The organism is Sphingobacterium sp. DR205, from assembly GCF_011064245.1.
Lineage (GTDB): Bacteria > Bacteroidota > Bacteroidia > Sphingobacteriales > Sphingobacteriaceae > Sphingobacterium > Sphingobacterium athyrii.
The window spans coordinates 6,489,062-6,512,634 of record NZ_CP049333.1; the positions used below are offsets into that span (position 1 = coordinate 6,489,062).

Genomic DNA, 23,573 nt, shown 5'->3' on the forward strand with positions numbered 1-23,573 from the left:
GAAGCTACAATCGAAGGCAAGGAATCTCATGCTAAACTATCAGTTTACTTTTAATAGATTTGATAAAACGGATTGATTTATCGTAAAAGCTGTCCCATGACGAATTCCCTTCGGAAAACTCACCAAATCAGAAACATCTTCCCAGTTGACACCGTCTTTACTGCGTACAGCTCCATATTTGTGGTCACGGTATTTATCGAAATATACATAAATATATTCCCCAACTTGCAACGGAGCAGGACCTTCCGCCCAGTAATCACCTGTAATAGGCTTAGAAACAGTAGTCGGAAATCCTTTGGCTAAACTCTTCGTTGTCGTGATCCGAATATTTTTCTCAGGCGGGTTAGAATTTTCATTTTTCAAAATCATCATATATTCCCTATTGGCCTGCTGTATAATGGCGGCATCAATTACACTAAATTCGGGATCAAAAAATAGCTTGGTTTTTGAAAAACGTTTAAAATCTTTTGTCGTCACGCTATACATACGGTGGTTTAACCCTTTTTCACTGTCACTGGTCAGTACTTCTTTATGTCTTCCGGGAATGGTAGTAGCCCAAATGATATAGTATTCTTTTGTTACTTTGTCGTAAAAAAGCTCCGGAGCCCAAGCGTTTTTAGCCTCAGGTTCATCTACCATGACTGGTATTGCTTTTTGCTCAGTCCAATGCATAAGATCTTTAGAAGAGGCGTATCCGATAATTTTATCCCACCAACCGGTAGTCCATACCAGATGAAACGTCCCATCTGGCCCTTGGCAAATACTGGGATCGCGCATCAGTTTATCTTTTCCCACTGTTGGTTCTAAGAAAGGTTTACCCTGATTCAAAGGTTCCCATTTCAGTCCATCCAAGCTGTAAGCAAGATGTAACCCATCGGCGCCATTACCTATGAAATAAGAAAAAAGATAGACAGGAGATTGTGCCTTAACCAGGCAAGTCAATACAACGAAGAGTGTAACTAGAAATTGTTTTTTCATGTTAATATCATTATGAACAAGTATATAGTAGAAGAAGAAAACTTTAATCCAGATATAGCGCGATTTCGTCGACTATCACTCCTTCATCGAGTGCTTTTATGCGCAATATATCTTGTTGTAAATTAGTTATTTTAAATTTAATCTTTCGAATAGCCTGATTCCGCAAGACATTCTCTTTCCATTCTTCACTTCGTCCGATTGTTTTGTAAGAAATGGGCGAAGATTTTTCTTTTCCCAAAGACAGCTCAAAACGCAAATCATCTGAAGAGACAGGATGAGTAGGCAGCAAGTGGACGACAATGGTCACAGAATCGCTCTTTAATCTCGGAAGTCGATACTTGGCTTCTACGCCCAATGGGATAGCCGCTGCCTGTCCTTGATAACCTAAGCCTTCATACCCAATTGAACCCGTTAAATCTTTACCCGAAATTCGCTTGGCAGGCTGATCATCATCAGCCATCGGTGCGACCGCTTTTTCTTCAATAAGTTTATCGAAAACAGCAAGGTCTCTTGGTTTACAATCCATGATACCTTTCCACTTACCATTATTCAATGCATTGTATCGTTTACTTAAAGAAAGGATTTTATCATATGCCACGTGGCTTTTTTCCCACTCAGCTTTGCCATGGCGTGCCAATTGTGCATACAGATGCTTCTCGTTCATCTTTGCCGCTGCAACTACCGGATAAAGGACCAATTCAAAATAGGTATCCTTTCGGTCTAGCGGCACAGTGGCATCAATTGCAGTGGCAGCGTCCTGAAGATGTTTATACTGTACCAATCGCTTCTGAATCTGCTGTTCTGACCAAGGCAGATCTTTAACAATTTTATAGGCAGGATCTTTCTCCTCTGTCCGCGTATTTCCCATAAACTCAGGTTTTCGAATATGGGCCAACCGATAGTGTTCCTGCATTAACGGTACTATTTTCTTCGCCAAACGATTTCCGAATTCCCTTTGCAGAAAATGATTCATGTGCTGGTTGATGCCCATTTTTTGTACCTGTTCTATATTCCAGGCCATGTCCATCAATAGCTCAATCTGATATTCAGCAGGCTTAATATCCCCAACATTGACAATCCACATTTTCCTCATATCGTGCCGAAATGCGGTACTCAATTGCTGATAGATCAATGCCGGACTCATGGTCGATAGCCAGAGGTAGTCATGCGGTCTTCCCCAATACGATATATGATAATAGAGCCCATTCCCACCTTTTCTTTTCTTCTCTTTTTCATCTGGGAAATGCGTAATGTAACCATAATTATCATCACACCACATCAACGTGGTATAGTCAGGAACGTCTATACCAGCTCGGTAAACATCCAATACCTCTTTATAGGGTATAACGACTTGAGGAATCTGCGCCGGATCTGCATTGATATATTTTCTCAACAGATCCGTTTGATCCTGGAGAACCTCATTGAATGCATTTTTATAAGCTGCAATTGTTTTAACACCCTCCATTGCTCCATCGTGTTTCCCCCGCATACCAAGTGTAAATATGTTATGAGATTGACCAAGTGTTTTCAGTCGATTTGACCAATACTCGACAATTTCCGTTTTATTTGTTAAATAGTTATAGGGCCCTTTGCCTACGATATCCCATTCTGTAGCACTATTTCGAGCGAGTGGTTCACAATGCGATGAGCCGATATATATTCCATATTTTTCGGCCATTTCCCGATTTCCTTGAACAAAATAAAAAGGAACTGTAACCTCATGCATCGCCGGCCAGATTGAATTGGCTCGAAGGCGTAACAATAATTCAAAAATACGGGCATAAGTTTTAGGCCCGATCGTAGACATTTTTTTTGTTTTCGTCAGATCAATTCCTACATCCAATTTTGCTTCGGGTTCATAGGTTTTGCTGCTCCAAGGTGTCAACCCCCAATCCTCGTCATTCAGAAATATACCCCTGAATTGTACCGAGGGAGATTGTTTGTCTTCAAAGTTGGGCGATAGTGAAACGTTAGATCTTTTGCGGGGGGTTACGTCTGCCCACCAAGACCATGGAGAAACACCCAATTTTCTAGAAATTTCCATAACACCGTATGCCGTCCCTCTAGCATCAGAGCCTACCACTAACAGTGTCGGCACTTTTTCAATTTGAATGACTTTTAAATAAAAAGCCTCCCATTTGTCGGATATATCAGAAAGAGAAATGTGATGATCTTTTATTAATTTGCCGATTACTGGATCATTTAATTGACCAACGATAATCGCTCCGGGATCGGGATGTGCTATTCGATTAAATGCAGATTGGCTGACTTGTTGCGCATCTGCCCCCAGGAGTTCCAATGCAGTTTCAATAACAGGATTTCCGCCACCGTAATAGATATTAGCTGCCTGATTATTTTTGATCAGATGGAATGCTTCGCTGGCAAACAAGGGTGCTATTGCCAAACAAAAATGAATCAAGATCAATAAAAATTTCTTCATTTGAGACGGTTTATCATATTTTAACAAGCTATTTCGCTGCGGACTCAATTCGTATGATGGTCAACGAATAGGGTGGCAATTGTTGATGCTTAAGCTTTTCAACTGTTTCAGTCCGCTCTTCAGGTTTAGCAGTTTTACTATCCAATTTTCCAGTTAACTGTGAAACAACCGCTGTTTCAGCTTTTAAATTAAGCTTGTTCAGATCCAATTGTATATTAACCGTAACAGGTAAAATGTTGACCATTTTTAAAACGAGCGATTGATCTTTCGGATCTCTGACAATAGAAAATGCCACACGCTTTTGTACATCCATGACAGTATTAGAATAACTTGCTTCTACTGGAACATATTCGGTTCCGTTATTACGACCAAATAATTGCTGTACATAGTAGGAAGGTGTCAATGTCACATCGGTATTAGAGAAATAAATAAGATCGGGGCGCCATTGGGTATAGTCCTCTTTGGCTAGCAGCGGCGCGTAAGAAGCCATCTTAACGATATCGCCATTTCTTTCCAACGCTGTTAGATAGGCTGCCTCCGCCAGTGCCACTTCCAAGGTACTCGCCCGCCCATGAATATGCGCCGCATATTCTCCTAAATACACTTGCGATTTACTCCGGTCATATTTGTCATAAAAGTCTTGATTATGAATAAACCATCCTGGTGTCTGATAATAATGTTCGTCCATAATGGGCACGTTTAATTTATTGGAAATTTTCCAACCTTCAACATAATCTGTTCCCTCGAAAAAAGGACCTGCTGTCCCGATAACTTGTATATCCGGATATTTTTCGCGAATAGCATTGTAAATCATGGTAAAACGCTCTTCAAATACATTGGATATTAGGTCTTCATTACCTACACCAATATATTTTAGATGAAATGGTTCGGGGTGCCCCGCTGCCGCACGTACTTTTCCCCATGTGCTATTTTTATCACCATTGGCCCATTCAATCAGATTTAATACTTCCTGGATATAATCATCCATATCTTCTATTGGGATACCGCACTGCTGGCCACCTAGCGGATGTCCATGTGATCCCGAATTTTGACAAGGCACACCAGCTGCGACTACCGGAACAGCATGCGCCCCGATATCTTCACAAAATTGGAAATATTCGTAATAGCCCAACCCTACAGTCTGGTGATATCCCCACATATTCCGCTGCGGCACGCGGCTTTCCAATGGCCCTACTGTACTGGACCAATGATAGATGTTTTCGATTCCATCTCCATGTGCCAAACAGCCTCCCGGGAAACGGACAAAACGAGGATTTAACGCTGCAATTGCTTCCGCTAAATCCTTTCGTAATCCATTTTTACGTCCTTTATATGTATGCTGAGGAAATAAAGAAATCAGGTCCAGATCCAATTGTTGTAGATCTGTAAATACAAGCTCCAACACAGCATCCTTACAGGTTGAATTAGGGGTCAATGTCAATTGATATTTCTTCCAGTTTTTGCTGTCAACAGTTAAAGATTTCTCATCCAGGATCTTTCCATCTTTCGTGCTCATCCGAATTTTTAGTTGGCGCCCTTTACCGGACGTACCTCTTGCAAAAAATGAAAGATCATAGCGTTCGTTTTTATCCAGGGCAATTCCATCGTACCCTATATTTCTTAATGTGCCTGCCCCCCGCAGCCTAGCATAATGTTTATTATTGGGATGAATGGGGTTTAGACTGTCAATACTGAATTGTCCTGCCCCATCAATGGACCAAGCTGTTTTTTCGTTCCAATTTTTGTCCTGCCCTTGCTTATCGCTCAATTTATATTCAAAATCCCGATTTTGAATCAATTCTGCATAAAGACCTCCGTCTGCCGCGTAATTAATATCCTCGAAAAATACACCCACCAACATGTCACTAATAGGCTTGGTTTGTTCTGTTTTCGGCGTCAATTTAATATCCAATCGCTTTAGGCCAGGGAAACGGGTGGCATCATCAATACTTCTTTCGGACCATTGCTTTTGCTTAAGCAAAGCAAGATCATAATGTTTAATTAATTCTTTAATAACAGACCATGAAACTTTCAACTTCGTCCCATGTAAACGATCTCCAAGAAGTGAAATTTGTTCGCGAGCCAACAAACTGTTTTTTACAAGAGACGCCGTTGATTTATCCAAATCGTTTAATGCAACATAATAGTCTTGCCTACCCCAATTGAAAAAATCATTTGTATAAGTATGTGCATACGGACCATTATTTTCAGGGGTTAATTGCCATACACAGGTCCATCCTCCTCCTTTTCGTGGTAATAATACCGGATTAATCATTCGTTTTTCTGATCCCCAACGACCATAATCAGATTTCACAAAAGCCAAATCTGTCCCAATTGAATTCCATTTTTTACCATCCAGACTCCAGGCATATAATAGCCCGTCTCTGCCAGCATTCTTTTCTTTTGCATAAGCAAAAAAATAGGCTGAATCCGGTTCAGACGCCTTCATCCTATGCACATTAGCATTGACATTGGAAATCCAGAATAAACAAAAGAAGCAGAGCGATTTTGTAAGAAACAAATTATAGGCTCTTAATTTGAAGTTATCAGTTCTCATTGGTTATAATTAATCAGAAATATCTATAAATGTATAAATTACATTTATAAAATACAAACCTCACAATTAAAAGAAATAATCGTCACTGACATATTACGATGTATTTTTTTAATCATCTACCACTAGGTTTTTTATTGAGTTTGGCATGGGGTCGGTTGTTGTTGATTGCCTCTCACAAGCGGTATATATGGTACAATGATATTAAATATTATGGTGTTGACTATCCTGTGGTATCATGTTCAATAATTTTCTGCTCTATTTTTTTTGAAGACGGGATGCCCCCGATCTTCTATGTGAGATGAGTTTTTTAGGAAAAATGAACTATCCAACTCAAATGTAAATTGATTCTAGCAAGAATGCTATACAAGAAGAAGCAAATAGCGCATAAAAAAGGCCGAACAAATATTGTCCGACCTTGTCATTATATCAATACAAAACTAATTGCCATCTGGTTTTACAACGCTATTAATCAAACTTGGTGGCCAATACCAAGTGTTAAAATCATCTGGTTGCTGCGGATCAAAGCCTTGAAAATCGACGATATGTTCCATAATCGGCAACTGATTCTCTTTAATTCCTGTTAACACCATTTTTGCAATTTCATAAGCCCCATAGGGGTTAAAATGGGTATTATCAGCTAAATCATGCTGTTGATTTGGGAAAGTATGGGCCGGATAATGGACAAATGCCCTTTTTGATCCCTCAACACCCAATGCTTCATAAAACATACTCGTTTTCTTATTGAGGTCTATCATAGGTACCTGGAGCTCGGCTGTGACCTTTCGTGCCGCATCTGGAAAGTCTCCTAAAGTGTGTACCAAATGTCCCTGTTCATCAAATGAGCGTCTTGCTGTTGAAGTCAAGATAACGGGAATACCACCTTTCGCCCGAAATTCACGAACAAAGTAGCGTAATCGGTCGCTGTATCCTTTATAAGCACCGGCATGCTCTCCTTTTTCCTTTTGGTCATTGTGCCCAAATTCGATAAATAAATAATCGCCGGGCTTAGCAATAGAAAGAATTTTGTCCAATCTTTTTGAGGAAAGAAATGAACTTAAGGCCAATCCCGATTCAGCATGATTGGCTATCGCAATTTCCGCATCAAAAAAAAGTGGAATCATTTGTCCCCACGAAGCCCAAGGTTCATCCTCTTGATTCACCACAGTAGAATTACCTGCCAAGAATACTGTAGGAATAGCATTAATCGATTCTATACGGAGGCTTGATATATAATTTGTTTGTTGAAACTCTAAAGTCAGCTTTTCATCCCAGTCCAATTTCTGGAGTTCACGTGGCTTCTTCAATGCTACAATTCCACCAGAAGCAATCTTCGGATTTTTAATGTGTACGATAATGGTCCTATCTAACACTTTATTAGGGAGCACCACTTGATTTTCAATTTGCAACCTCCGGGATTCAGACCGTATTGTACTCATATAAGATTTGTTCTGTAAACCTTGATATCTAATCGTAATCTTATAATTCCCTTCCGGAACTTTCACAGAGAAGTAAAATGGTTTTTTGCTTAATAGCATTTTATTTTTGTGATCGATAACGACATTCTTTTCTGTCGAAAACTCGAATCCATACCCCTGAGCCTCCAGATAAGGCTGCGCTTTCTCCAACGAAATTGCAGTACTGCCTTTAGCTTTCCCAAAGCTAAATTCCCTTACTATCTGTTCGGCAAACAAAACAGGACTCCACAACTGGAAAAAAAATCCGATCACTAAGATTAATCTCTTCATCTTTAGGTTTACAAATTAAGGACGCTCAAATATAGTTTTCCATTTCCACTCCACTACCCTGCGCTTACCTGTACCCATCATTTCACGCATCTGTCGACAGTTCAGGACAGCTAATTGAATTATTATTAGCACCTTTGATCATCATATAATAATTGGTATAATTATTCATAATTTTAGGTTTTTAATAAAAGGTTTCCTTACTCCCGTTTGGAAGCCTTTTATTTTTACAATTCCCAACGACTCATAGCTCATTAAAAAAAGGCCAGACAACAAGTTGCCTGACCTCCCACGATAACTAATAAAAAAACTAAATCCTATTCAACTATAACATCGCACTAATGTGTTTGCTGTTTGGTTCTAAAATACCTTAGCTCTATAATATCATTTGGAATCTCCCGGCTATTCCAATGATCATGAATCACTAAAGCAGCACCAAGTGCTGTTGCTTGGGCCATAGAGGCTCCAAACACTTCACTATTTGGAAAGGCTTGAGCCAGTAGTCCCATATATATGTGATTACGACTAAAACCTCCATCCACAAATATTCGCTGTACTCCGGTTTGATTCATGACAAGCGTAGTCGCCTTTACTTGAGCCTTGACCAAATGCATCATTAGCACATGATAAGCTTCGATATAATCGCTAAAATGACTCAGATCAATTGTGGAAAAGGCAGACAGTTCATCCGAAATATCCAAAGCTTGATATTTCTCTATTATGGTCCAATCCAAATCGATCTGCTTAAATTTGCCTGTAGAAATCTGGAATGCTTTAGCTATACGTTTTATTTGCTCCTCATGTTCATATCCTGCAAATAGTCGTGATGCTTTCACAGGTTTCCCCGTATAGGTCATATACAAAAGACAGTCACTGTGAAGTTCTTCTTTGGTGAGCGGATCAATATTGAACGGATTGAAAGAAATACACCAGGTTCCTGTCGAAATCAATATAAAAGGTTCGTGAAAATTCAGTAAATAGGGGATCAATGCAGACGAACTGTCGTGCAAACCGCTACCTACGAGATAACCACTGCCCGGAAATGTCGCTCTGTAAAGACGATCTCCCTGAACGATCGGAGCCATTTTATCAATAATGCCTGTATCTTCTACCCACCTATGATAATTATTCTTACTAAAATCCCATAGCGCTGTATGACAACCAATACTTGTCATATCCGAATAAGCTTGCCCCGAGATCAGATAACTCAAGTATTGTGGAAGGTGTAGCGCCCACTTCACTTCCTTAAATATAGCTGGTTTAAGTTTTGACAAGCGGTAAACCTGTAGTCCTGAATTCAGACTCCCCAGGCTTGGAGAGGAGGTTTCTAATGCGAATTTATCCTTTCCACCGTATTGTGCATAAAAAGATTCCAACAATTTTTTAGGGTATTCTTTTAAATAATTATATAATGGCGTCAAAGGCCTGCCATCTTTATCAATGTAGACAAAACTTGCTCCATATGAGGTAAAATTAATTGCTTTGATTTCAAACTCGCCTTTTCGAAACACCTCATGCAACGAATCAAAAACTGACAGACGTAAACTCTCCAAATTCTCGCAATGATCGCCATCTTCATCTACAGTTTCCAAAAAACGAGCCGACCGTTCAAATACGATTTGGTACTGCTCGTTAAAGAGAAATAATTTCTTGTTCGTCTTCCCAACGTCGAATATCGCGACTACTGGTATTGGTTTCCCCTTCATTCTTTTTTTCCCTAATTACAAACCTGTAGCTACAGAATTTACTCCCCGTTCCTCGATAAGTTTACTGCGTAAATTTCCTTCATTGAATAACTGAACAGGATTTAAAGCTGCTCCACTTCTTAGTCTTGCTTCTGCAACAAGCGGTCTGACGTCGGTACGGAATGCATCCTGTAAAATTTCTTGTGCTTTCACGATATCATTTGCCTGTTGTGCCTGTTTCAATGCTTTACGATCCACCAACAAAGCCTGAGCATAAGCAATCTTAATTGCTTCAACTGACTGTAGAAGGTCTACCAATGGGTCTTTCAGATTATGCGAAGCATCAATCATCCACCCCAGTCCGCTCGCATGGTCAATACCTTTCACATCCATACCATCGATCAATTCATTAAAGATCAAAAATAGTTGATAAGGTTTGATACTACCCGCAGTCAGGTCATCGTCAGCATACTTGCTATCATTGAAATGGAATCCGCCCAATTTTCCTTCCATCAATAATAAAGAAACAATTTGTTCAATGTTTGCATTTGGCAGATGGTGTCCCAAATCAACCAATGTATATGCTTTCGGCCCTAATTTGTTGGCCAACAAAAGGGATTGGCCCCAATCACCAATTGTCATGGAATAAAAATACGGTTCAAATGCTTTGTACTCTACAAAAAGTTTCCAATCTTCTGGTAAGTGTTTGTAAATCTCACTTAAACTAGACAATGTATTTTGAAAAGCCTCTCTAAAATTTAACTGCCCAGGAAAAGAAGAACCATCAGCCAGCCAAACTGTCAACGCTTTAGAACCAACTGCTTTGCCATAGTTGATTACTTCAATATTATGATCTACAGCTTGCTGACGAACTTTTGGATCGACATGGTGTAGGGAGCCAAACTTATAACTATGCTCCTGGCCTGCCTGATCTTGAAAAGTATTAGAGTTTACTGCATCAAATCCAATGTCTAATGAAGATGCCAAAGCTTTAATTTTTTCTGCATCTGAAGGGATGTCCCAAGGAATGTGCAATGAAATTGCTCCACTTGATCTGTTAAGTGCATGCAACAACCCAACATCCTCAAGCTTTTGCTCTAAAGTACCCGGTTCACCAGCACCGGAAAAACGGCCAAAACGAGTTCCACCTGTACCTAATGCCCAGCTTGGTATGGCAATTTGAAACTTTTGAAGTTTATCCAGGATTTCATCTACCTGTGCAATATCTCCCGACACATAGTCAAATGCTCTTTTATGCTTATCTTTTAATTGGTTATTGTGCTGATCTATAATTTTCTTATCTAAAATCATGATATAATGGTTATCGTGTAAAAATGTTAGGTGTCGCGCACATCTTTTCCCTTTCTGAACGCGACACCTAAGATATAAAAATTAGCGTACAAACGCCATAGCAACACCTCCGTCAACGTTCAGAACATTTCCAGTAGATTTATTCAATAATCCGCCGACAAAAGCAAAACATGCATTTGCAATGTCTTCTGGAAGGATGATCTGATTCAAAAGCGTGCGTTTTGCATAGTAAGCTGGTAATTCGGCAACCGTGATGCCATAAGCCTTAGCGCGACCTTCAGCCCATCCACCTGCCCAGATATTGCTGTCTGAAATAACCGCATCTGGATTCACAACGTTCACACGTACTCCTGCAGGCCCTAATTCTGCTGCACATAAACGACTTAAATGCAATTGCGCAGCTTTTGCACTCCCGTATCCTGTATTATTGGGACCACTAACCAAGGCATTTTTACTGACGATGTTGATGATATCGCCACCGATTGCCTGGCCTTTTAAGAGTGAGGTCGCTCCTTGAGTAACTAAGAATTGGCCTTTTACCAATACATTGTACAATAAATCCCAATCTTTCTCTGTATGATCTTCGATTGTCTTGGAAATCGATAATCCCGCATTGTTGACGACAATATCGATACCACCAAATGCTAAAGCAGCATCTTTTAAGGCGTCCTTAATAGATTCCGCACTGGTTACATCAAGGATCGTAGCGATGACTGCATCTTTTCCAAATTCGGCTACAAATTCTGCTTTACTCGACTCCAAACGTTCTGTATTGATATCATTTAAGACAATAACAGCACCTTCTTGAGCCATCTTTTTGGCAATTGCTTTTCCGATACCGCCACCGCTTCCAGTGACCAAGGCAATTTTTCCAGACAAAGCTTTTGGCTTTGGCATACGTTGAAGCTTCGCTTCTTCCAGTAACCAATATTCAATATCAAACGCTTCCTGACGAGGCAAAGCAGTGTATTCACTTACGGCTTCGGCCCCTTTCATTACGTTGATCGCATTGGTATAAAATTCTGCCGCTACACGTGCCGTTTGTTTGTCTTTGGCAAAAGCAAACATACCAACACCCGGATACAAAACAATGACCGGATTTTTATCACGTACGGCTGGGCTGTTTTCATGTTTGCAGTTTTCGTAATATTGTGCATACATTTCACGGTATGCTTCAAACAATGGCGTCAATTTCGCTTTTAGCTCCTCCACGTTGTCCAAATCTTCTGATTTATCCAGATTCAACACCAACGGTTGAATTTTGGTTCTTAAGAAGTGGTCCGGGCAGCTGGTACCAAGCGGGGCCAAACGTTCTAAATCATGTGAATTGATAAATTCCAATACACGCTCATCATCCGTGAAGTGTCCGATCATGTGACGTTCACTTGAACAGAAACCTCGTAAAACAGGAGCGAGTTTGGCGGCCTGTGACGTTCTTTCCTCCTTGCTCAGGCTAGTTACTTGCTGTCCACCAAATACAGGTGCTTTTTTACCATAGTTCTGCTCAAGATATTCCGCGCAAGCTTCGATTACATCCAAGGAATTGATATAACATTCGTATGCTGTATCGCCCCAAGTAAACAAGCCATGTGAGCCCAGCATGATACCACGGATACCTGGATTTGCTTCCAAGCAGGCACGCAATTGCAGCCCAAGATCGAATCCCGGACGTTGCCAATCTACCCAGCCAATAGTTCCGCCGAACAATTCCTGCGTAATTTTTTTACCATCTTTGGCCGCAGCAATCGCAATCGCAGCATCGGGATGTAAATGATCAATATGTTTAAATGGTAAGAATCCATGTAAAGGCGTATCTATAGAAGGTGCTTTTGACGCTAAATCATAGATACAATGGTTAAATAACTCAACCATTTCATCTTCATGTTCAAGACCACGATAGACATTCTCCAAATTGCGAAGACGTTGTAAATAAAGCGCCGCAAGACCTGACTTTTTTAACGTTCCAATGTCTCCACCAGATCCTTTAATCCACATCACATCAACTTCTTCGCCCGTCAACGGATCTTTTTCCACAACTTTACAAGACGTATTACCACCGCCATAATTTGTGATTCTTAAATCTGCACCTAGAATATTTGAACGATATAACAACAAAGCTACCTCATCACCACGAAGTGCTTGAGCTTTCTGATCGTCCCATAAATAATTGACATGTTTGTACGTTTTCACTTCTTCTATATTTTGTTTTAATATTAATTTTCTAATGTTTTCGCGAACCCTACGATACAAATCGAAATGATAATTGTCAGGATACCAGCTATTATGGAACGATAGGTAGGCCGATCTACACCTTTCCATTCTTTGAGTACCACACCCCAAGCATTTGATATCAAAATGATAAACGCCATATGCAATATCCAAGAACTAGCTCCATTACCCAAGCGGCTTTCGCCCATACCGTAAAAGAAAAACTGTAAATACCAAGTCGTTCCTGCTAAAGCACATAAAAGGAAATTTTTGCCTTTAGGTGCATCAGATTTCGTATAGTCCGAAAACGTTTTGTTCTTGATCAAAAGGTAAAGACACCATAGGAAATTAGTCGTAAAACCACCCCATAAAATCACAATGTAAGTGACATTATTCTGGTAAAGAAATTCACCTTGATTTGGATTAGTAGACTTCCACAATATATTTGCCACATCAGCCATGGGCTTTCCTGCTTCAATACCGAAATTGAAACAAGCACTCAATATTCCTGAAACAATAGCCACAACGATCCCTAAACCAAAATTATAATCGGACTTGCTTTCTGAGGATAATGTGGATAAGTGTTTTTCTTTTGAAACACCAGCTTTACCACATAGATAGACACCAAGCACACAGACTAAAAGTCCAAGAAGGATACAGATACCAGATTGGGTAGTAAAAAAATAATCTATGCCATGTTTGCCCTCGGCCTTATTGAAAAAATAATAGATGCTGGGCATCAAAGAACCAAAGACCATGCTAAGCCCTAAAATAATGCTGCTACCTAACGAAACACCGAGATAGCGCACACCAAGACCGTAGGTTAATCCACCAATTCCCCAAAGCAAACCGAACAAAAAAGTATAACCTAATATGGCGTTATCAGTACTTTTAATAATTTCAGCAAAATTGGGTATCGTTAACATCGCCGCTATAGGCGGCACAATGATCCACGAAAAAAGCCCCCCTAAAATCCACATGGACTCCCAGGACCATCCTTTTACTTTCTTGTACGGCACATAAAAACTTCCCGAGGCGAATCCGCCTATGAAATGAAATATAACTCCGAAAACTGCATTCATATAAACGTTATTTAGGTTCTTAGCAACTAAGTTAATTCATTGGTTTTTTAGAACTGTTATGCACTGTTATGACCTTCTTTCCATAAAGGGTCAAAAACACAAACTGGGCTACTCCAAAATGGACAGCCCAGTTTATTTAGACTTGTATTTTTAGCTATTTAGTATTCAAGCATTCAAAAGTATATACTTTTGCTCTGGCTAGCTACGCTTAAGTCAATTCATAAGCGATAATATACCGTTAGCGATCCACTAGTAGCTTATTTTAAGAGGTTGATAATAGCTGCTTCCCGTTCTTTTGGAAAAACTTTTAGATCCAATAATTTACCATCCTTTAACCTGCCTTCGACGGTGGTCTGCCCGGGAGCATGCAGCTTAAAATCTACATCCCATTCTTTGGGCCAAGCTGGAAAAAGGTAAATTTTATCATCCACTACCTGCAAAAGCATTTCCTGTAAGCCGATCATACCTGAACCACCCCAGTTATGATCCGGAACCCAGTCGAAGCCCGGCCCCCAAAAAGTTGGAAATCGCCGTTCCGCATTTTTGAGTTTCAGGAGAGTCAATTGCTTTGCTTCGTCGACCAATCCGAGACGTGCAGCAAAAATATTATGTTGCTTCCAGCCAATATGACTTTTGAATTTAAGCACATCGGGATCATCAGTGTAGGTATTGACTGCAATATCCATATTTGGTTTACCAATACCATAAATTCCCCAAGGATAGACGGGATAGAGCTGCGGGGATTCGGTATTGTTGATCCGGGCCCATAGCTGTGCTGGCGCCAACATCTTTTTGCCCCCGAGTTCACGCCGTGGCAAAGGTGGGATTCTGGTTAAAAACCCCTGAAAATAACTACGCGACTCAGCGTTGATATACCCCTCTGGCAATGCCAGCAATCCTTTTGTTACCTCCTGTAACGCTGCAATCGTGCTAGCCGAATTATAGGCCATTTTATAGGTCTCCGCGGAGGAGCCCGGATACAGGACAAGGTGACCTGCATCATCCAATACCTTGCTACCTCGTTGCCGTGCCCGGTATTGATAATGCTCATCAAAAAAACGTAGACAACTTTCTATCAGCGGGATATAAGTCTGAATATCGGACTTATTATAACGTTCGGTTTCTAGTATCATCATGCAGAACTCCAGCACAGTATCCCATTCGTATTCCAGCCAAGCATTGTATTCTAGGCCCTTATCGAAATCTTTTGGCCGTTTCCAATTGTATTCTGCTGGATTGGGTAAACCAAAATTTTCAATCTGCTCCGTAAAGCTTGCACCGGAATGACCCCAATAAAATTTGGATCGCCATTCGGCGTTCCCCAAAAGGCGTTGGTAAAACTTAAATTGTGCCGGCATTAGATCAAAATCGCCGCTCTTCAATAATGGCCAATAGACCAAGCGCTGATTTTGTGCCGTGTGGGTACCTCCACCCCAATTACGAAAATCCGGTGTGAACGTAAATGTACTATCAATTGTGACAGGATCATAGGTGAATAACCCCCCGTTAAATTTTGTTGGATAGTCCCCATAAGCGTTACAAGCCAGCATAAATCGAAACAACTGATAGTTTCTGCCAACTTGCCAAGCTTCATTATTAGGGTCTTTTAAGCCTGGCTGGATGACGATATGACTTCTATCCCAAAAGGATTTCCACCAGGATTCTGTCGCTCGTTTTAGCGATACAAAGCTAGGTTTGGGCGTAGCCAGATCCTCCAGTGCTGTTTTCCAGTGTTGCAAGTCTGCTTGTTGCCCTACATGCAACGTCACTTGAAGCGCATGATTGGTCTTTGCCGCTTTACTTTTGAGTATCCAAGATTGGTATGGGGTATTCATATACGTCCCTGCACGCTGGCCGACGTATTCAAAATCCTCACCTTTTAAAAGACCGCCTGAAATTCGGTTTTTCAATGGGTTGTATAACGAATCTTTGATGGTTGTCAGGCCTTGTTGATCGACGACAAGGTCAAACGCGGTAGTCGCTTGATTTTGATGATAGAAAATAATATTGTTTGCTTCTGCCACAACCTGATCTTTATGCGTCACCACTGGTTTTGGCGGTGCCCACTTCCAAGAATTCGCATTATTTTCCTTCTTCTTAGGAAACAGATCCTGAAAACGCCAGCTCTCGTAAGCTGCTTCCACCTTGATCTTCCGATTGGCACTTACTTCGAGATGTACATTGGGATTAAACACATCTACCCAAACCAGTACTTCGGCCTTGACGCCTTTGCTTTCGCCCCTCAGGACAATATGACCTTTATCCAACTGCAATTCCTGCTGGAATTTTCCGTCTGCAAAGGGGTTAGGATATAGATGGAGGCGGATGCGGCCGAGCTTCAACAAGGTATTGTTCTCGTCAAATGCGCCTGTTTTTCCCAGATACAAAAATAATTCACCGTTTTCCACCCAAACGTTCAATCCAATATCTCCACCACCTACAGGCATGGATTCAGATGAATTTTTGCTCTGTGTGGTCCAAGATACATTGTAATCCTTCCAATTGAACTCTTGAGCCTCAATTGGGCTTAACAAAACAACTATTAAAACTAGAATGCCTATAATACGTTTTTCAATCATCATTTCTGTTTACCAATCGTCTGTACGGAAAGAACTTAAGGGCAGGCCATTGGCCCCGAACACATCTCCGACAACGAAATCTTTAAATGCATAACGAACAGCCACCGGCTCCTCAACTTTGAGCGACGCTACAACAATGGTCTTTCCTTTCAAAACAGCATCCGCAGGATAAAAAACTTGATCTTTACCCGCAATCTCAAAAGTCTTTATTTCTTTACCATATGAAGTCAGCCCCAGCGGTGCATCCTTAAAAGAGAGTACTGCGGTACTGCCTTTAATTTCCAACTTTTCATAAACAGGACTTTTGAGATTTAGTGAAGCAAAACCGTAGCTATCGTGCAGAGCTAGATAGGCCAGTCGCTCGCCACTTTGCTGTTTATGTGATGGATGGATGCAATTTTGTTCACCCAAATCTAGGGTAACCGCCATAGCGGAATGCGGGATTTTATCCAATGATTTACGCTGTGCATCGCGCAGATAAGCCGAATTGTATTTATCACCTACATGATAAGGCGGTAATGAAGCGTAATCAAATGGTGCAATTTGCGTAAAATAAAAAGGAAGTTCATAATTTCCCCATAGCGCACGGTACTTTTCGACCATCCGGGGAAACAACACTCCATACTGATCCGGACGTTCGTAGTTGGACTCACCTTGGTACCAAATGATACCACGAATGCCGTAACCGGCAATGGGATGAATCATACCATTATATAACATGGTCGGCACGCGGTTTTTATCTTTCAAGCCTTCCTCTTCTTTTGGGATCTCTATATCTTTCTGATCCGCCAGCCAAGATGCCTTCATCCAGGCTTCGATGTTTGAACCGCCATAGCTGCTATGAATCAAACCTACTGGCACACCCAAGGTTTTGCGCAATTGTCGACCGAAATAGTAGGCTGTTGCACTAAAACTGACAACAGACTGTGGCTCTGCTTTTTTCCAAACACTTGGTTTGCTATCCGATGCAGGCTGCAACAAAGGATTGCGGGGAACGGTATAGATACGCAATTGATCGTCTTTGGAATTCATCATTGCTTCTGTACTGCCGAGGATGGGTTGCCCAGGATAGCCTTTCAAAGGCATTTCCATATTCGACTGACCTGAACATAACCAAACTTCGCCAATTAGAATATCGTGCAGTTCAATCACATTTTTTTCTGAGACCTTGATCTGATAAGCTCCGCCTGCTGCTGGTGTTTGCACTACAATTTTCCATTGGCCAAGCTTGTCCACTTTCGCTTGATATTTCTGCCCATTCCAGGAGGTCTGTAAGGTTACTGTTGCCTGGGGGTCTGCCCAGCCCCAGACAGGGACTTTACTTTGTTGCTGCAGCACCATCCCATCGGTAAAGAGAGCCGATAAATGTACTTTCGCCTGGCTACTCAATTGGGCCAACAGTAACACGATCGCAAAAAAACAAGTTTTCATCGTCATAAATTTATCGCTTTAAAAAACTGGCATCCAAACGCTCATATCACCAAATGTACGGTTTCCCCAAGCAAAATAGGGTACTAAACGCACAGGGATAGTTTCAGGCTTTCCATCGGAAGTTTTACGGTATAGTGAATTCCATTTCGTGCTATCTGTACGATAGGCTTTTCCTTCCAACAAGACAATATCCTGTCCCAAGATATTTTCATTTCTCAGCGCGAACTGTTCGCCATGTTTCATTTTCAGATCAAAGATATTGACATCCGCAGCTACATCCTGCTTTTCCAGACAGTAAACCACAGGCCCCCGCATGACCGCAACCTGGTTACGCGTTTCTTCAACCAATGGATTTGACTCCATCAAAGAAACATCCATGGGCAACCTAATTTCAATGCGGTCCCCTTTTTTCAGCGGTCCTGCTAAAAGGGCATAGCCTTTCTTGATCGGTACTTCTACTTTTACCTTATTTTTCCATATTTCTGCCTTTCCAGCCCAACCCGGTACCCGTAGTTTCAAAGTATAATCGGAAGGAAACTCTTTTAAGGTGAAGATGGCGGCTCCTTCCCATGGGTAGCTGGATTCTTGTACAATGTTGATATGTTTGCCTTGGTATGTTGTATTCAATTCATTTCCGCCATACAGGTTGACCGCAACAGCATCTGTGGATAGTCCGTAAGCATAGTTGGCTACTTCTGCAATAGTACGAACGATATTGGGTGGACAGCAATTAGATAATGAGATATAAGGAACCCGCTTTTTAGACCAGCGCTGCTGGAATGGAAGATCGGATGAATAACTCAATGGATTGGTATACAAAAATTTGTCGCCATCTAAACTAATCCCTGACAGTACACTATTATAGAGCGCCAGTTCCAATACATCGATGTATTTTGCATCGCCCGTGAAATTAGCCATGCGCCAATTCCACAACATATTGCCAATATTTGCACAGCTTTCATTGTGCGCAGTTAAGTTGGGTAATTGATAATCCCGCCCAAATGCCTGATGGATTTTCTGTACCTCACTGGGATTATAGGAAGTTCCGTCAGGTGAGGTACCATCATACAGCGATCCCAGACCACCAGTAATGTACATCTTATGCTTAGTGACGTCAGCCCAAATTTCAAAAAGGCGGTTGCTCAATGTGGTATCTGCAATCTCGGCACATAAGTCGGCAACTCCTGCATAGAGGTAGCTTGCCCGTACGGCATGTCCCGTGGCTTTATGCTGCTTGCGGAATGGGATACGGTCCTGATTGTCGTCAGTACCATCCTCAATCTCACCTTTAATATCGATCAAGTGCTTGGCAAGTTCAAGGTATTTTTGGTCTTTGGTCGTCCGATAAAGTTCTACAGTACCCATATAATGAGAGGGACAGATTGCGTTTCGGGCCAAGGTCGGATTGGATTTTTTATAAAATCCATACAGGTAGTCAGCTGCTTTGATTGCGATATCCAACAACTCGCGTTGTCCGGTCGCCCGATAATGTATACATCCTGCAGTCATCAAATGCCCGATATTATAGGATTCAAAACTCAACCGATCTTGAAACTCAATATTTTGTCCCGACCGCTGCTGGTCAATTGTCGCTTTGGTATAAATATACCCATCGGCACGTTGCGCTTTGCGGATAACGGGAATAACTTCATCCAGCATGTGAAGTAGCTTTTTATCCTTTGTCTGTGCATAAATTGCGCAGACAGCTTCCAATGTTTTGTAAAAATCGCCGTCATGAAAGGATGGTCCGCTATGCTCTCCTTTCTCCAAACCTGCCGCAATTTCGAAATTCCGATAGGCGTGACTGATGGAAGCATCTGTATAAACGTGCCAGAGTTGTGGCACCATCTGCTCATAGCATGACTTTGTACGATCGGCCCAAAAACCTTTGGTCCATTGCACATCCCCCATATCGACCGCTTGTTGGACGGCATAAGGGCTTGCACCGGTATTTGTAATAGACTTTTCCTGGGCCTGGACCTTACAGGCCGTCGCGAAGAAGAGACCCAGGATCATTAGTTTGCGCTTCGTATTCATGATTTCTTTATTTTGCATCTAGCCATAGTAATTCAACTTTCCCCTGCAAGCCCGAAGGCAGCAAGCCTTTCAGAAACTTGTCCGATGCCGTCGTTTTTATTTTCTTTTCTGCAGCGGGGTTTTCTTTTTCGTACAGCAAGCGATTGCCCCAGGTGTTGTACACTTTCACCTTGATCTTGTTATCACCTTGCCGGATAAAATCAGTTACATCGATCTGATAAGGTTTGGTCCAGACAACACCAGCATACTGTTCATTGATGAAAATTTCAGCCATGGATTCGATCGCTGAAAATTCCAAATAAGCACGCTGTTTTTTACCAATCTCTTGAACACGTAACGTTGTCTCATAGCTTCCAGAGCCAGCATGGTATTTAGTTTCATTGTCTGTACCGCTTGTCCAAAACTGAGGTTCCTGCTGCTTAAGCGTTTGTTTGTTGTGCAGCCCATCAGCAGTAAATGACCAAGGTTCTATCAAGGCTGTTTTCCCGGATAACTGATAGGTTGGTACATCGATCTTTTTATCAGTGGTCAAAACAAAGCCGGATTGATAGGCTTCAAATGACAAGTCAACAATTGTCCTATCCTTGATCACTTTAAATGGTAGAACCGCTAGTTTGTCGCTCACAGGATCATAACGGTAGGCATAGCTGTCTTTTGTCCGTAAAGATAACGTTGCCTTTTGCGGTAAGCTATCTTGATTGGCTACAAAAAACAAATGACCACCATCGAAACGGCGATGGTTCCAGGAGATATGCGGATTGTCTCCTTCATTGATCAGCACATCCGGAGCAATATTTAGTGGACTAAAATCCTTCGCTTGATAATGTCCAACAAGCACCCGTCCTTTGCCCAGTTGTTTAACTTTTAACGTTGTATTTGTGAATGGCGCGAGGTTGCTAAATAATTCTTCAAGCAAACTGCGATACTGTTGTACTTTTTCATCCGTCAATTTGCCCCGCCAGGTCTTTGGTATATCTTGAAAAAGCACCGTAGCCCCTCGATTGACAAGACTCTTGATGCGATCTAAGGTACGAAGGGAATATTGGCTACCATTCGGATTTAATGCTGTTTCTCCAGGCATCACAAGTAAAGAGTAAGCAATATGATTCGCAAAAACCACCTTACCGTCCTGCACCCTCGTCTGGTTCCAAAGCGCATCGGGATTGAAGGAATCGTAAGCATAGCCTCGTAGCGGATCGACCCAATCTTCGGGTCTATACATATTAGCTCCAGTGGTCACCCCCGCAACTTTCTGCAGAGGTAAGCCGACATTGGCCAACAGCGAATCTGCCCGATGTACACGCGCATCACCGATAATACCAGGCAGCACATCGACTAAAGTACTTGGGAGTACAGATCTTCTAGGAATCTCTTCACCAATAAACACAGCTACATCACGTACGGGTACCCCGTGTTGTAAAAGCTGCTGTGCCCGGATTGCATAATTCACCCATTCTTTACCGGGTTTCCACCAGGTTTGATCGCGCTGAAAATAGGTACCAATACCATCCATGGTCATACCAGGTTTGCGGTCCATCCAGGGATTATGCACATACACATGGTAGACTAGGTTGTTGATTCCCAAGGCATAATTTCTATCCTGAAGACTTTTTAGGAGTCGTGGATGTTCGTCCCATTGGGCCCGAATCTGGGTAAAGGCTTCGGACATAGTCACCTGTTTGCCATAAATATGGCTGCCTGAAATGGCATCCAAAATATCCGCAGGTTTGTCGTGTGAAGGGCTTCTAAACCAAAATTCGCCCATCGGACGATCGGTAGAAGCAAAATGGGCTAGCCCGTCACCGACCATCACAGGAGCCGTGGCTTCAGCTGTAAATTCGACACCATATTCATCCGCTTTCCGGCGTAATGTTGCATAACCATTCTCCTGCAACAGCTCACTGATGGTCTGTCTGTAATCTTGCAAAAAGGCTTCGGAATCTTCTACACTATTGACAAAACAACCCGCCAAAACAGGAAGATAGTCGGTCAAGTCATAACCTCGACGTTTCAAAAACTCGTTTGGAAAACTTCGGGTCCAGTTTTGACTGCCACATTCCCAAGAATCAATATGAAATACCGTGAGGACTTCTTTAGATAACTGCGGATCTACATGCTTTTTAGCTGCCCCAAACCACTGGTCAAATTGAAAAGCGACAGTAGCCGCATCGAGTTTATCACACTCTAAGCCTTTACCAGCACCTGCAGTCTCGTTTTTATGTCCTGTAGAGGTATGCCCAACACGCAATATTTTCCATTTTCCTGCCGGCAATGTGAGGTCAACACGACCTGCCCTGTCGGGGTTCGGTAGACGGATAAGCTGTTGCTGTCCGACAATAGCGTCTTTGGCTACGGCGCTTGGTTCAGAGTTTTTTCCTACACGCCAGATTTCCCCTGTCTTTCCTTCGATCTGATTGACCTGCGCTTCTTCAAAAAGACTGATGCCGTTTAATTTTAGCGAAGGTTTCCATTTACCGGAATCAAGGTCTTCGGCTCCGGGTTCACTACCGACAGGATCGTAGACAAAACGAAAATATTTCGCTTTGGTATACGGAATCAGGTGGGTGACGCCATTGTCCCAGTCCAACCAGCCCATTCTGGGGGATTCTAATTGTGTAATCTTCCGAAAATTTAGGCCATCATCGCTAGCCCAAACTTGCAAACGGTTCGCTTGGTAGTTGGATGCTGTCCATTCAATTTTCAATGAATTGCAAGGGAAGGGCTGATCAAATGCATACTGTATCCAACCGGACGCAGCTGTTGCAAAATTTTGTTTATTCCCTCTTTCAGCCAATCGTTTTAGATCTTCGCCATAGCTATTGGATACGTGGACCTTCTCCGTAAAGCTTTTTCGCGGCGAATGTGTCAGTGGTATCGCAAATAAGGCAATATCCTCGTAATAGCCTTGTTGGGTTTGTGGTTGTGGCAATTGAACATTACGCAGCCGCTCCCCCTTGCTATCGATTACGGTATCGGCATGCACGACTTTCTGCATCGACTTCTCGGGACTGATCCATGGTCCCCCTGCGGTTGCAAATCCATCATTGGGCAATAAAGCTATTTTTACTCCGTATTTTTTTGCTTCACGGACGATATATTTGAACATATCCCACCATGCTGGTGTCAACGTCTCTGTCGGCGGATCGAAAAGAGGCGGATTGGTTTTGCCCTTGATCGGCGCTAGATAGGCTCCTGCGATCTTATTTTCTGCCATCGCTTTCAGATCCGCAGTAATCCCTTCCTTGGAATAGCTGGCATGCATAAAGTACCAAAATACCCAAGGTTTTGCCTGTTCAAATGAATGTTGATCCAAAGGAACTAATGCCGTTGGAATACCTTTAATCTGTGCATTACCGCTCAAACAGCCAAAAAGAAGACTTGTCCCTAATAGCAACTTAATCCTCGTCATATCTTATCTTGTTCTTTAAAGCTATCCAAAAGGTTGGACAGCTTATTTCTTTCAATTTTGAATTTATCTCCCTTATCGCGTCATTTCAACTAGTCGACGCCTACAGGGTTTAAC

General features: G+C 41.9%; 12 protein-coding genes. All 12 read right to left on the reverse strand.

Annotated elements, in window-relative coordinates; translation table 11 throughout:
• Positions 1 to 39: 39 nt before the first annotated feature.
• Positions 40 to 978 carry a glycoside hydrolase family 43 protein gene (locus G6053_RS27540; protein ID WP_165309207.1) on the reverse strand — a complete coding sequence of 313 codons (939 nt, stop codon included), beginning with the start codon at positions 976 to 978 and terminating at the stop codon, positions 40 to 42.
• A 43-nt stretch (positions 979 to 1,021) separates the two neighbouring features.
• Positions 1,022 to 3,418, reverse strand: coding sequence for a glycosyl hydrolase 115 family protein (locus tag G6053_RS27545; RefSeq protein WP_165309208.1), 2,397 nt, complete (start codon positions 3,416 to 3,418; stop codon positions 1,022 to 1,024).
• Between the two features lie 28 nt (positions 3,419 to 3,446).
• Entirely contained in the window at positions 3,447 to 5,975 is a 2,529-nt protein-coding gene (locus G6053_RS27550) for an alpha-L-arabinofuranosidase C-terminal domain-containing protein (RefSeq protein WP_165309209.1), read from the reverse strand.
• Positions 5,976 to 6,412: 437 nt separating this feature from the next.
• Entirely contained in the window at positions 6,413 to 7,720 is a 1,308-nt protein-coding gene (locus G6053_RS27555; protein WP_165309210.1) for a rhamnogalacturonan acetylesterase, read from the reverse strand.
• Between the two features lie 335 nt (positions 7,721 to 8,055).
• Entirely contained in the window at positions 8,056 to 9,423 is a 1,368-nt protein-coding gene (locus G6053_RS27560; protein WP_108634927.1) for an FGGY family carbohydrate kinase, read from the reverse strand.
• Between the two features lie 15 nt (positions 9,424 to 9,438).
• Complete coding sequence (locus G6053_RS27565) at positions 9,439 to 10,713, reverse strand: TIM barrel protein (RefSeq protein ID WP_108634926.1); 1,275 nt, start codon at positions 10,711 to 10,713, stop codon at positions 9,439 to 9,441.
• A gap of 81 nt (positions 10,714 to 10,794) precedes the next feature.
• Positions 10,795 to 12,903, reverse strand: coding sequence for a bifunctional aldolase/short-chain dehydrogenase (locus G6053_RS27570; RefSeq protein WP_241254862.1), 2,109 nt, complete (start codon positions 12,901 to 12,903; stop codon positions 10,795 to 10,797).
• Positions 12,904 to 12,926: 23 nt separating this feature from the next.
• Positions 12,927 to 14,003 carry an L-rhamnose/proton symporter RhaT gene (rhaT, locus tag G6053_RS27575; RefSeq protein ID WP_165309212.1) on the reverse strand — a complete coding sequence of 359 codons (1,077 nt, stop codon included), beginning with the start codon at positions 14,001 to 14,003 and terminating at the stop codon, positions 12,927 to 12,929.
• 257 nt (positions 14,004 to 14,260) lie between these two features.
• Positions 14,261 to 16,585 (reverse strand): DUF5703 domain-containing protein, encoded by a 2,325-nt coding sequence (locus G6053_RS27580; protein ID WP_165309213.1) that lies wholly within the window; start codon positions 16,583 to 16,585, stop codon positions 14,261 to 14,263.
• A 6-nt stretch (positions 16,586 to 16,591) separates the two neighbouring features.
• Positions 16,592 to 18,013 (reverse strand): sialate O-acetylesterase, encoded by a 1,422-nt coding sequence (locus G6053_RS27585; protein ID WP_165309214.1) that lies wholly within the window; start codon positions 18,011 to 18,013, stop codon positions 16,592 to 16,594.
• 18 nt (positions 18,014 to 18,031) lie between these two features.
• Positions 18,032 to 20,068 (reverse strand): beta-L-arabinofuranosidase domain-containing protein, encoded by a 2,037-nt coding sequence (locus G6053_RS27590; RefSeq protein ID WP_241254863.1) that lies wholly within the window; start codon positions 20,066 to 20,068, stop codon positions 18,032 to 18,034.
• Positions 20,058 to 23,459 (reverse strand): glycosyl hydrolase, encoded by a 3,402-nt coding sequence (locus tag G6053_RS27595; protein WP_165309215.1) that lies wholly within the window; start codon positions 23,457 to 23,459, stop codon positions 20,058 to 20,060. Before G6053_RS27595 ends, G6053_RS27590 begins: the two co-directional genes overlap by 11 nt.
• Positions 23,460 to 23,573 lie beyond the last annotated feature (114 nt).